Source organism: Arthrobacter ginkgonis (genome assembly GCF_039540195.1).
Taxonomy (GTDB): Bacteria; Actinomycetota; Actinomycetes; order Actinomycetales; family Micrococcaceae; genus Zafaria; species Zafaria ginkgonis.
The window spans coordinates 14260-25490 of record NZ_BAABEO010000015.1 but is presented as its reverse complement, the minus strand read 5'-3'; the positions used below and the strand labels follow the sequence as shown (position 1 = coordinate 25490).

At 66.8% G+C, this 11231-nt stretch carries 11 protein-coding genes; 7 read left to right on the top strand and 4 right to left on the bottom strand.

Going from position 1 to position 11231, the window contains the following annotated elements; translation table 11 throughout:
- Positions 1 to 46: 46 nt before the first annotated feature.
- From ABD912_RS11105 to ABD912_RS11090, 4 genes are all read right to left on the bottom strand, one after another.
- Entirely contained in the window at positions 47 to 340 is a 294-nt protein-coding gene (locus ABD912_RS11105) for a hypothetical protein (RefSeq protein ID WP_345150808.1), read from the bottom strand.
- A gap of 142 nt (positions 341 to 482) precedes the next feature.
- Positions 483 to 1907 carry an amidohydrolase family protein gene (locus ABD912_RS11100; protein WP_345150807.1) on the bottom strand — a complete coding sequence of 475 codons (1425 nt, stop codon included), beginning with the start codon at positions 1905 to 1907 and terminating at the stop codon, positions 483 to 485.
- Positions 1908 to 1914: 7 nt separating this feature from the next.
- Positions 1915 to 2847 (bottom strand): acetamidase/formamidase family protein, encoded by a 933-nt coding sequence (locus ABD912_RS11095; RefSeq protein ID WP_345150806.1) that lies wholly within the window; start codon positions 2845 to 2847, stop codon positions 1915 to 1917.
- A 12-nt stretch (positions 2848 to 2859) separates the two neighbouring features.
- Positions 2860 to 3834: a branched-chain amino acid transaminase gene (locus tag ABD912_RS11090; protein WP_345150804.1), complete on the bottom strand. Its 975-nt coding sequence runs from the start codon at positions 3832 to 3834 to the stop codon at positions 2860 to 2862.
- 337 nt (positions 3835 to 4171) lie between these two features.
- Between ABD912_RS11090 and ABD912_RS11085 the strand changes: the two genes are divergently transcribed.
- From ABD912_RS11085 to ABD912_RS11055, 7 genes are all read left to right on the top strand, one after another.
- On the top strand, positions 4172 to 5059 hold the full coding sequence (locus ABD912_RS11085) for an ABC transporter permease (protein WP_345150803.1): 888 nt from the start codon (positions 4172 to 4174) through the stop codon (positions 5057 to 5059).
- The gene (locus ABD912_RS11080) at positions 5056 to 5946 is read left to right on the top strand and encodes an ABC transporter ATP-binding protein (protein ID WP_345150802.1); all 891 of its coding nucleotides are present in this window, start codon (positions 5056 to 5058) and stop codon (positions 5944 to 5946) included. The genes ABD912_RS11085 and ABD912_RS11080 overlap by 4 nt, the downstream gene beginning before the upstream one ends.
- Positions 5943 to 6791 carry an ABC transporter ATP-binding protein gene (locus ABD912_RS11075; RefSeq protein ID WP_345150801.1) on the top strand — a complete coding sequence of 283 codons (849 nt, stop codon included), beginning with the start codon at positions 5943 to 5945 and terminating at the stop codon, positions 6789 to 6791. Before ABD912_RS11080 ends, ABD912_RS11075 begins: the two co-directional genes overlap by 4 nt.
- The gene (locus tag ABD912_RS11070; RefSeq protein ID WP_345150799.1) at positions 6788 to 7849 is read left to right on the top strand and encodes an ABC transporter permease; all 1062 of its coding nucleotides are present in this window, start codon (positions 6788 to 6790) and stop codon (positions 7847 to 7849) included. Before ABD912_RS11075 ends, ABD912_RS11070 begins: the two co-directional genes overlap by 4 nt.
- 43 nt (positions 7850 to 7892) lie before the next feature.
- Entirely contained in the window at positions 7893 to 8741 is an 849-nt protein-coding gene (locus ABD912_RS11065) for a hypothetical protein (RefSeq protein ID WP_345150797.1), read from the top strand.
- A gap of 8 nt (positions 8742 to 8749) precedes the next feature.
- Positions 8750 to 9562 carry an MBL fold metallo-hydrolase gene (locus ABD912_RS11060; RefSeq protein ID WP_345150796.1) on the top strand — a complete coding sequence of 271 codons (813 nt, stop codon included), beginning with the start codon at positions 8750 to 8752 and terminating at the stop codon, positions 9560 to 9562.
- Positions 9563 to 9643: 81 nt separating this feature from the next.
- Positions 9644 to 11230: an ABC transporter substrate-binding protein gene (locus tag ABD912_RS11055; RefSeq protein WP_345150795.1), complete on the top strand. Its 1587-nt coding sequence runs from the start codon at positions 9644 to 9646 to the stop codon at positions 11228 to 11230.
- The last annotated feature ends 1 nt before the right edge of the window (position 11231 follow it).

Here is an 11231-nt window from a genome sequence, read left to right as displayed (position 1 = left end):
CAGGGCATGGCAGCCGGCCGGTGCGGGCCCCGCGCCGGGGGAGTGTCTAGGAGCCGTCGGCCCGCAGGTTCCGCCAGATGCTGACGCCCGCTGGATCCAGGATCCTTCGTTCATTGAGCGTGTGTTCCCGGAGCCAGACGATGCCCAACTCGGGAGCGGCCTCGTCGACGAGGCCGCCGAAGAGTACGAGCCCTCCGCGGCGGACCTCGATCCGGTCTCCCTTGGTGAGTGCCGAGATATCGACGACTTTGGACCATCCGCTGCCGGGTTCCACGCCAGGAGTTCCGCCCGGCCGTACGGGCACCGTGGCGGCGGCCTCGCCGGCCATTTCGCGGATCACGGCCGTTGTTCCGGGCCAAGCCGGCGTGGAACCTGGCCGATACCGTCAAGTGCTCTCACGGCTGCCTTTCGTCCTGGGCGACGGGTGTTTTGGCGTTGATGGTCCGGCGGTTGCCGGCAAGAGACGGCCGGCAACCGGCTTGCTAGCAGGCCGGGCGGTTCAGAACGTCGCTGGAAACGCGCTGCTTCAGCAGCGTGCCTCCCGGACCCATCTTCAGTCGGCGGTCCTCGACGAGCACCTGCCCGCGCAGGACGGTCATGCTCGGCCAAGCGGCCACCCGGTAGCCTTCCCACGGGGTGTAGTCGGCTTCGTGCAGGTCGGAGGCGGTGATCGTGCGGTCGACCGTGGTGTCGAGCACCGCGAGGTCCGCGTCGCTACCGATGGCGATCGCGCCCTTTTGCGGGTAGAGGCCGAGGATCTTCGCCGCGTTCGCCGAGGTGATGTCGACAAAACGCGTGAGGTCCAGGCCGCGCTTGGCCACACCCTCCGTGTAGGCGACGGCCATCCTCATTTCGACGCCGGCGTGGCCGCCGGTCGCATCGAGGATCGTCTTGCCGCGCGTCTTCACTTCGAGGTCGGTGCAAACGCCGTCGGTGGCCAGGGTGCTGAGCGACCCGTCGAGCAGCGAATCCCACATCGAGTCCCGGTCGTCCGCCGACTTGAGCGAGGGGTAGGTGTGGTAGATCGCGCCGTTCTTCTGGCGGTAGTCCTCCGCGGTGAAGTACGCGTAGTGCGGGAGGATTTCGCCGTAGACCGGCTGGCCCTTGCCGCGTGCCTCACGGATGGCATCCACGCCTTCGCGGGCGCTGACGTGCATCAGGTAGATGGGGGCGCCCACGTGGTGGGCGAGGGTGATGGCGCGCTGGAACGAGAGTTTTTCGGACAGGTTGTTGTGGGCGTGATGCATGTACTCGAGCCCGACCTTGCCCTGGTGCTGCAGCTTCTTGTAGGCGTACATGACGATGTCGTCGTCCTCCGCATGGACGGCGAGCATGGCGCCGGCCGCCGCCGTCTGCTCCATGAGCCCCCACATGTTGCCCAGGTCGGTTTTCTGCTTGGGGCGCGTGGGGGTGGTGTTGGTCATCCACACCTTGTAGCTGCCGTGCCCGGCCGCGACGGCGTCGGGGATCTGCTCGAGCACCTCGAAGGGGATCTCCGGCTCCTTGAAGGTGCCGTGAAGCGCGTAGTCGGTGTAGGTGGACCCGGCCCATTCCGCGGATTTTCGGGCGAAGGATTCGGAGAGTTCGTCACCGGGCTTCCAGTGCGCGAAATCGACCAGCGTGGTGGTGCCGCCGTAGATGGCACCTTCGCTGACCCGGTCCGGGCCGAAGCACTTGATGCCGCTCTCGGCTGCCGTCGGAAGCACCGAGTTGGTGTGAACATGGGGGTCGACGCCCCCGGGAACGACCAGTTGTCCACGGAGGTCCACCTGGCGCCGGGCCTCGTCCGGTGCGTCGAGCTCGGGTTCCCGGAGCGAGACGATCTTGCCGCCGGTGATGCCGATGTCCAGCCGGTGGGCGCCCGAGGGAGTGACCACAAGGCCGTTGGTGAGAAGGAGATCGAACATGGGGTACCTACGCATTCATGGTGTCGGGGGTAGTGGCTGCGAACGGGGGGGAAAGGAAATAGCGCTCGGCCAGGGTGACCTTGACGGAGGCGCGTGCGTTGACCAGTTGGGACACGGCAACGTCCGCGGCCGCGCTCAGCAGCATGGCGGCCTTTTCCCGGGGCCAGCCCCGGTCGGCCACGACGAGCGCAAGCATGTCGTCGAGTGCGTGGCGGGCGGCCTCGTCGAGGTCGTCGCCGTCGCCGATGGTGATGACGGAGCCGCCGGACAACACCACGGGGCGCTGCAGCGAGGCGTTCGGCAGGACCCGGCAGGAGAGCACCACGCTCCCTTCAACCTCGACCGCGGTGAGCGAGCATTCGCCGTCGCCCTGCACGGCGTGCAGGTCACCGGCGAAGAGCAGTGCCCCGGGCACCTGAACCGGGAGGATGACGGCCGAGCCGGCGACCACGTCCTTGCAGTCCATGTTGCCGCCGTGGAATCCCACCGTGCTGGAGTTCGGGCTCGGGCCGTCCGGCGCGACCCCGATCTTGCCGACCATCGGGCGCACGGGGATGGTGATGCCGTCGCCGAACCGGACCATGCCGTCCACGATTTCCACGACGTGTCCCGCGCGGTCCAGCGTGCCGCTGAAGCCGCCGCGCCCCGGCAGGGTGACCATCGCCCCGCGGCTGTCGATCCGGATTTCGTGGACGTCGACCCGCAGCGCGTCGCCTGGATTCGCGCCGCGGACGGCAACGGGTCCCGTCACCGGGATGGAGAGCTTTTCGTACTCGCCGGTGCTTTCGAAGAGGCCGCCGGTGAGCAGGCTGCGTGCGTCCAGGCGGAACGGCTCGCCCTGGCCGACCTCGAGCACCGGAGCCGCATTGGCCGTGAACGATGCGGAGGCGTGCTCGTGGCCGGCACGCTGCATGTCATTGAGCATGGGGAAACTGCGCATGAGGCACCACCCCTAGCCCGGATACACGGGGGTTGCCCAGTTCCGGTCGGCTGCGACCCGGCCGATCACCGCCTGCCGGTAGAGGCGTTGCAGGTGCCGGGTGGTCTCGCCCGCGGTCCCGTCGCCGATGACCGTGCGGTCCACCGAAGCGACGTGGTTGACCTCTGCCGCGCTGCCGCAGACAAAGACCTCATCGGCCGAGTACAGCTCGGTTCGGTCAATCGGCCGGATGTCGACGTCGATTCCGAGTTCGGTCCGAGCCAGGTGCAGGACGCTGTCGCGGGTGATTCCCTCAAGGATGCTCTCGGTCACCGGAGGGGTGCAGAGCCGGCCCTGGCGCACCATGAAGACGTTGTAGCCGGCGCCCTCCGCGACATGGCCGTTCTCGGTGAGCAGCAGCGTCGCATCGTAGCCGTTGCGGCGGGCCTCCAGGAGGGCGAGCCGGCCGTTCTGGTAGTTGGCGATCGACTTGACCCGCGGCGGCATGGACCGGTCGGACAGGCGCGCCCAGCTGCTGATCTGCACGTGCAGCCCCGAGGTGCCGAAGTAGTTGCCCATGGGAATCGCAGCCATGAACACCGTCGACGGGCCGGTGTCCTCGGGCTTGCCGTCGCTGGAATCGACAAAGACCTGCGCCCGCATGTGCAGGTTGCCACGCAGGCCGTTCGCCCGGATCAGGCCGAGGAGCTGCTCGGTGAGGGCGGCGGTGTCCCGTGGGCCCTCGATCTCCACGACTTTCATGGACTCGACCAGGCGCTTCATGTGGTCCTCGACGCGGAAGGCGTAGAGCTGCTGGTCGTCTTCGCTCCAGTAGGCGCGGAATCCCTCAAAGACGCCGACGCCGTACTTGAGGGTGGTGCTCAGCACATGGAGGCGGGCATCGGCATAGTCCACCAGTTCGCCGTCGTGGAGCAGGTAGCGGACCCCGGGGGCGGCTTCCGCGGCTTCGGTAAAGGCGACGGTGGCGGTTTCTTGCGGGTGTGACATCACTGGTTCCCGTTCTTTCGGCTCTGGATGTTCATCAAACTATGGCACTCATCACTATATTGAAGGTAGTGTTGATGCTGTCAATGGGTCCATCCCCAGCAGAGTGCTCTAGGCATCCAGGCCGCACGGCATATAAGTGATGCTAACAAGCCTGTCTAGGGGTGTTCCCCGGTCTGGTCGGCGCTAGAGTGCCGATTCAATAAAGTGATGGGCATTTGATATGAACCCGTCCGTCGCCACGGAAATCAATACCTAGGGAGCTTGAGATGCTACAGCCGCCAGTCGCCAGGAAACGCGGTCCCTCCGAAGTGCCGTACCCGCTTTGTGAAGGAGCCCCATGAGCGTCCAAGGGCTTCCTCCCACCTCCCCGGGGCTGCGGGTCTCGGGATGGGCCAAGCGCGGACGGGCGCGCGGTTACGGCCAGTCCAAGCCGGCCCTAACGGCCGCCGCGGTTGCGGTCATCGTCGGATTGCCGCTCGCAGCCTTGCTCCTGCCGCTTCCCCATGACCCCTTGCGGCCGGACCCGAACGCCATCGGCATTGCGCCCAACCTGGTCCACTGGTTCGGCACCGACGGCAACGGGATGGACGTCTTTTCCCGCACCATCGAAGCCGCGAAGCTCGACCTCCCGATCGCGCTGGCGGCCACGGCCCTGTCGCTCCTGGTGGGCGTCCCCTTGGGGCTGTTTGCCACGAGCGGCCGCGCCGGCGACGCGATGATGCGGATCATCGATGCCTTCGCCGCGCTGCCGATCATCGTGATTGCCGTGGTCTCCATCCAACTCATGGGCGGCGGAGCGGCCGATGTGATCGTCGCCATTGCGATCGTGGGAGCGCCCCGGTTCGTTCGGCTCTCACGGGCCGCTGCGCTCTCCCTGCGTTCCTCGCGCTATGTGGAGGCCGCCGTCGCCACGGGGTGTTCGCCGGTGCGCATCGCCTTCAACCACATCTTCCGCAACGCCTACGGGGTGGTCCTCGTGCAGGCCACGCTGACGGCGGCGAACGCCTTGGGAGCGATCGCGGCGCTGAACTTCCTGGGCGTTGGGGTCAAGCCGCCCCAGCCGACCTGGGGCGCGATGATCAGCGACGGCTTCAGCATGCTGATCCGGGGCGAGTGGTGGGCGGCCGCCTTTCCGACGCTGGCCATGCTTCTGGCCATCGGGTCACTCAACGTCATCGCGGGGGCAGTGGAGAACAGGATCGAGCGAGTGGAGCGGGCCCGATGACTACACAACTTCAGGTGCGGGACCTCGTGACCGAATTCGACACCCGGCAGGGTGTGGTGCGGGCACTGCATGGCATCTCTTTCGACGTTGGCGACAGCGAGACCGTCGGAATCGTGGGTGAATCGGGATCCGGCAAATCGACGGTGGTGCGCTCGGTGATCAAGCTCCTGATGCCGCCGGGCCGGGTCGCGGCCGGGACCGCGGAATTTGCCGGCAGGAACCTCCTCGAAATGCGTGAGCGGGAGATCCGGCAGATCCGGGGGAGGGAGATCGGCTTTGTCGCCCAGAACCCGTTCAGTGCCTTGAACCCGGTGACGCGGATCGAGAAGCAGTTCGCGAACATCTCCAAGGCGCACGGGCAGAAAGGCGATGCCGCGTCGCGCGGGCGTGCCCTCCAACTGCTCGCCGCGACGGGGGTGGGTGATCCCGAGCGCGTGATGCGCGGCTACGCCCACGAACTCAGCGGGGGCATGGCACAGCGCGTCGTCATCGCGATGGCCCTGTACCTGAACCCCCGCCTCGTGATCGCGGACGAGCCGACGACCGCGCTTGACCTGACGGTGCAGCGCCAGGTGCTCGACACCCTCCGCCGGCTCACTGTGGAGAGCGGCCGTTCGATGCTCATCGTCACCCACGACCTCGGCGTCGTGTCCGAATACTGCGACCGCGTTCTGGTGATGTACCAGGGCAGCATCGTCGAACAGGGGCCCACGTCCGAGGTGTTCGTGCGTCCGCAGCATCCCTACACCGTCTCGCTGCTCAACTCCGTCGTGCGGCAGGAGGGCGGTGGACGCCACGCCGCTCCGTCCCTGGCGGGAGGAGCGGGGACGACGACGGCCGGCCCCGCCCCCAGGCCAGCCCAGCTCTCCGACGTGTGGAGGTCATGACCATGCCCATCATCGAAGTAAAAGACCTCAGGAAAACCTTTCGCGGTCCCCAGGGTCAGGAAGTCGTTGCCGTCGACGGCGTTTCGCTCTCGGTCGAGCCCGGCGAGTGCGTCGGCATCATCGGCGAGAGCGGGTCGGGCAAGTCCACCCTGGGCCGGCTGATCCTGAGGCTGAACGAGGCCGACTCCGGGTCGATCGTCCTCGACGGCGAAGACGTCCGCGCGCTGACGAGGAGGCAGCTGCGCAAGCGGCGCCGGGATTGGCAAATCGTGTTCCAGGAGCCGTTCGCTTCCTTGAACCCGCGACTGACGATCCGCCAAATCGTGGAGGAGCCGCTGATCGTGGCCCGTACCTATGGCGGGCGGGCGGAGCGGCTGCGCCGCGTGACGAGGACGCTTGAGGAGGTGGGCCTCTCGGCGGACTTCCTCGAACGCCGCCCCGCGAACCTCAGCGGCGGGCAGCAGCAGCGGGTCGGCATCGCGCGGGCCCTCGTCACCGACCCCGACCTGGTGGTGCTGGACGAGCCGACCGCGTCCTTGGACCTGACCATCCGGGCATCAATCCTGCGGATGCTCGCGGAACTGCAGGTGTCCCGGGGCCTGACCTACGTCTTCATTTCCCACGACATCGAAACGGTCGGCCGCTTCTGTTCGCGCGTGGCCGTGATGCGCCGCGGGCGCATCGTGGAGACCGGCGCAACCAGCGAGGTGCTGGACAACCCGCAGGAGCCCTACACCCAAGCGTTGATGTCGGCGGCCATGCCGCCGATTCCCTACTCGCCCGATGCTGCCGGCGACGTCTCCGACACGGGCGTTCCATGCCCGGGAAAGGCGGTAACCCCATGATCCGCTACATCGCCTCGAGGGTGGTGATTGCCTTCCTGCTTCTGCTCGGACTCATCACCTTGAGTTTCGGGCTGGTTTCCCTGCTTCCCGGGGACCCGGCGGTTGCCCTGCTGGGCGAATACGCCACCCCCGCCGACGTGGCCCGGATCAACGCCCAGCTGGGGCTGGACCTGCCGTTCTGGGAGCGCTACCTCGACTACATGGGTGGGGCCCTCACCGGCGACCTGGGCCACTCCTTCTTCACGGGAAGCTCGGTCTCCGAGGAGATCTGGACCCGCTTGCCCAATACGCTCGTCTATCTGGTTCCCGGGCTGATCCTTGCGTTGGCCATCGGGATGGCCTCGGGCACGCTCGCGGCCTACCGGTATGGGCGCCTGGCCGACAAGGCCTTCACGGGCGGAGTTTCGTTCCTGATGGCGATGCCCGAATTCGTGCTGGCCCTGCTGCTGCTCTTCATCTTCTACCAGCAATTGAACGTCGCTCCGGCGCCGCTGGGCATGCTCTCCAGCGCCGACATCCCTCCGCCCCGGGTGACCGGATCCGTTCCCATTGACGCGGTGCTCGCCGGAGAGTGGGGCCTTGTTTCCTCCATCCTCAGCAGGGCCGTCCTTCCGATCGTCACCCTGGGCCTGTTTTTCGCCGCCCCGTTCGGCAAGACGGTGCGCACGGGCCTGCTCCAAGTCCTGAACTCGCCCCAGATCGAGTTCGCCAGGGCCTGCGGCCTGCGGCCGGTCCAGGTGTACCGGTACGCCCTGAGCGACATTCGAGGGTCCCTGATGACCTACATGGTGCTGCTTTTCGCGGCATCACTCAGCGGTGCCGCGATCATCGAGAGCGTCTTCTCCTGGCCCGGTGTCGGCGGCTGGTCGCTGGACGGGGTGTTGAAGGGCGACATCCCCGTCATCCAGGGATTCGTCCTGATCATGGGGGCCACGAGTCTGCTCGGCTACGTCGTGCTCGACACGCTCATCACGCTGCTGGACCCCCGGGCGCGCAGTGCTGCCATCCCCGGCCGGCAGCGCCTGCGGAGCCCGCAGCCGACTGCGGCGCGTTCCTGAAAAACCCTTGACACGATTCCTTCGACTTCAATAGATTGAAGACATGTTCACTATACTTCATTCAGACAAGCTGGCCGTCCTGGGTGGGTCCATTCCGCTCGACGGACGGGTGAGCTGGGTTCCCGCGGGCGCCGTGGGATACCAGCCATCGAACTGCTACCTCCTCACCGAAGGCGACTCCCGGCTCCTGATCGACTCCGGGCTTGCCATCCACAGCGGGCAGATCCTCGACGACCTGGCCGCGCTGGTCGGTGAGGGCGGCGGCCTCTCGGTGTTCTTCACCCGGAGCGAGATGGACTGCGTGTCCAACCTCGAGCCGATTGCCGGCAGGTTCGACATCGAGCGACTGTTCACGGGCGGTGTCATCAACCCCTTCGACGCCTTCGACGACCTGAGCCGGATGGCCCTGCGCGGACGCCGGCACCAGATCGACGCGAAGCGCACGGGGGAGGGCGACTCCCTGGCCCGTGCAACCCAGATCGACGTGGCTCCCGGCAGGGTGGTGGAGGTCGAGGCGCCCCTGCTGCGGCTGCTGCCGACCTTCTGGGGCTGGGACGGGGATACCGGAACGCTCTTCACCTCCGACACCTTCACCCACGGCGTCATGCAACGCCCCGACGGTCCCCGGATCATCGACTCCACCGTCGACGACACGACGACGGCGGAGCAGGTCGCCGGGCACCTCTACGCGAAGTACGAATGGATCCCGCGGTCCACCTGCGAGCCGCTTCGCGAGTGGCTCACCGACAAGTTCGACTCGCTCGATCCGGAGACCATCGCCCCGTCCCGAGGATGCGTGCTCCGCGGGCGCGACGTGGTGCGCCGGCACCTTGACTTCATGCTCGCCGCCCTGTCGCCGCAGCGCGCCCACCTGACACCCCAGACGGTCTAGGAGGACCAATGGAACAACTTGTCGAAACGATGAGCAGCGACCTTCCGCGCACCGTCGCCACCGGCGTGACGTGGATGAGCTCCTGCCTTCCGTTCCACCTGGAGGACCGCGTCATCCACGGGCACAACTCCACGTACCTGGTCCAGGGCGAGCATTCGTCCATCCTGGTCGACACCGGCAACCCCTCCAGTTGGGACATCATTTCCCGCACGCTGGACGACCTCCTGGACGGCCGGCAACTCACCTACGTCTTCCCCACTCACCCGGAGCTTCCCCACACGGGCAACCTGCCCCGCCTCGTGCAGAAGTACCCGGAGGTGCAGATCGTGGGGGACATTCGCGACTACCACCTCTTTTACCCGCAGATCGTCCCCAACCTGCACGCACGGGTGCCGGGCGACCGGATCGACCTGGGCGGTTGCGAGTTCGTGGTGGTCGAGGCCATGATCCGCGACCTGCCCAACACGCAGTGGGGCTTCGTTCCGGAAAGCGGGGTGCTTTTCACCGCCGACGGGTTTTGCTACATGCACCGCCCCGAGCTCGATGACGAGGATCCCGTTCACCTGCCCGGCGAATGCGGCTTGACCACCGGCGAACTGGCCGTACCCATCGCGGTCGAAAACGCCGCCTTCTTCACCGGCAGCGCCCTGTACTGGGCACGCTTCGCCAACGACGCGGACCACGTCTATGACCGCGTGCTGCGCCTCGTCGACGAGCTCGGGGTGAGTTCGGTCGCCCCCACCCACGGGAACTTCATCACCAACATCCTCGAGGTGGAGCCCATCATCAGGGCCGGACACAAGCAGGCATACCGCTACTGACGCGCAGTAGGACCCACAAAGCAGCACCCTCGCATTCCCTGACCATCTCTCACAGAAACTGGTGCCTGGATTATGAATCGCTTGCGCTTGCTTTCGGGCGGCCTGACCGCCGCCCTCACCGTATCCCTCGTGGGCTGCGCGGCCGGATCTTCCGCCAGCAGCTCGGCCGGTTCGCTCGACAACGTCGTCGTTGCGGTCGGGGCCCTTCCCGACAGCCTCACCCCCGCTCCCTGGGGAGGCAGCGCCTCCCACGTGGTGCTGAGCGGTCTCGGTTCCCAGCTCCTCGAATACAAGACCGACGCCAGCGGTGGGCAGTCCTGTCCGGCCACGTCGGTAGGGGTGTCCGGACGGCTGGCCGAAAGCGTCGAACCCACCGCCGACGGCACCGGCGTCGTCGTCGCCCTCCGCTCGCTCACCAGCCAGTTCGGCAACACGCTCTCCGCGGAGGATGTGCGCTGGAGCCTGGAAATTGGCATGAAGCGCCAGCCGGTCATGGCTGGAACCCTGAAGAGCAGCGGCTTCAACGTGGACGACCTGGTCAAGGTCATCGACCCCCGGACGGTGCAGCTCAACACGACGGGCATGAACTCCTTCACCGTCGAGTCCCTGCAGAACAACCTGTTCTACATCCACGACAGCACCGAGGCCAAGAAGCACGTCACGGCGGATGACCCCACGGCCAACAACTGGCTCTCGAAGAACCTTGCCGACTACAGCGGGTGGGACCTTGAGGAGTTCAGCCCCGGAACGTCCCTCACCGTAACGGCCGACCCGGACTGGGGCGGAGAACGCGGGGCCGTGAGGCGCGTCGTCGTCAAGGCCGTGCCGAACACGGCGACCCGCAGCCAGCTGGTCGAGAGCGGTGAGGTGCAGGTGGGCAACGGGTTTGACTACGACCAGTACAAGTCCCTTGAGGGGGCGCCGGGCGTCGCCGTGATCAACTGCCCAAGCCAGACCCGCGACACCATGATGTTCAACACCAAGACCGGGCCGCTGGCCGAGGAGAAGGTCCGCCAGGCCATCTCGATGGCGATCGACCGCGAAGCCCTGGTCAAGGGAGCCTATGCCGGATACGGAGAGGCCGCCGGGTCGATCTTCCCCATGGTCGAGGGATCCGCCTCTTACAAGTTCGACACGGAAGGTGCCAAGAAGCTGCTCGCGGAGGCCGGCTACGCCAACGGATTTCCCCTGACGCTCACCTACAGCACCACCCGGCCGGGACCGGTCGCCGCCAAGAGCTCCGTCCTCATCCAGTCGATGCTGAAAGAGATCGGTATCGACGTGGAACTGAAGAACGTGGCCAGCACCACCGACTTCTCCACCGCGCTGCTCGACGGCCGCTACCAGGCGGCGCTCTACGCGGAGCCGATCGTGATCGCCGACCCGGCGTTCTACAGCTACGCCTTCTACGTCACCGGTGCGCCGAGCAACAGCACGGGCTGGTCCGACTCGGAGTTCGACAAGACCCGCATCGAGTTGGCCGCGACCCCTCTCGACGAGGCGGAGAAGCGGACGGATCTGCTCAACAAGATGACCTCGCGGGTGGACGCCGGGGCGCCCATCCTCTCCCTGGTCGAGACCCGCGGGATGCTCGTCGCGAAGGAGGGGCTGCCCGGGGCGGCCCCGCTGACCAACGGCCAGATCTACTTCAACGCCCTCGGCCGATAGC

Bases quoted from the DNA above. Each gene is read 5' to 3' on its own strand.
- ABD912_RS11095 (WP_345150806.1), bottom strand. From the start codon at position 2,847: ATGCGCAGTTTCCCCATGCTCAATGACATGCAGCGTGCCGGCCACGAG.
- ABD912_RS11085 (WP_345150803.1), top strand. From the start codon at position 4,172: ATGAGCGTCCAAGGGCTTCCTCCCACCTCCCCGGGGCTGCGGGTCTCG.
- ABD912_RS11070 (WP_345150799.1), top strand. From the start codon at position 6,788: ATGATCCGCTACATCGCCTCGAGGGTGGTGATTGCCTTCCTGCTTCTG.
- ABD912_RS11100 (WP_345150807.1), bottom strand. From the start codon at position 1,907: ATGTTCGATCTCCTTCTCACCAACGGCCTTGTGGTCACTCCCTCGGGC.
- ABD912_RS11075 (WP_345150801.1), top strand. From the start codon at position 5,943: ATGACCATGCCCATCATCGAAGTAAAAGACCTCAGGAAAACCTTTCGC.
- ABD912_RS11080 (WP_345150802.1), top strand. From the start codon at position 5,056: ATGACTACACAACTTCAGGTGCGGGACCTCGTGACCGAATTCGACACC.
- ABD912_RS11090 (WP_345150804.1), bottom strand. From the start codon at position 3,834: ATGTCACACCCGCAAGAAACCGCCACCGTCGCCTTTACCGAAGCCGCG.
- ABD912_RS11065 (WP_345150797.1), top strand. From the start codon at position 7,893: ATGTTCACTATACTTCATTCAGACAAGCTGGCCGTCCTGGGTGGGTCC.
- ABD912_RS11060 (WP_345150796.1), top strand. From the start codon at position 8,750: ATGGAACAACTTGTCGAAACGATGAGCAGCGACCTTCCGCGCACCGTC.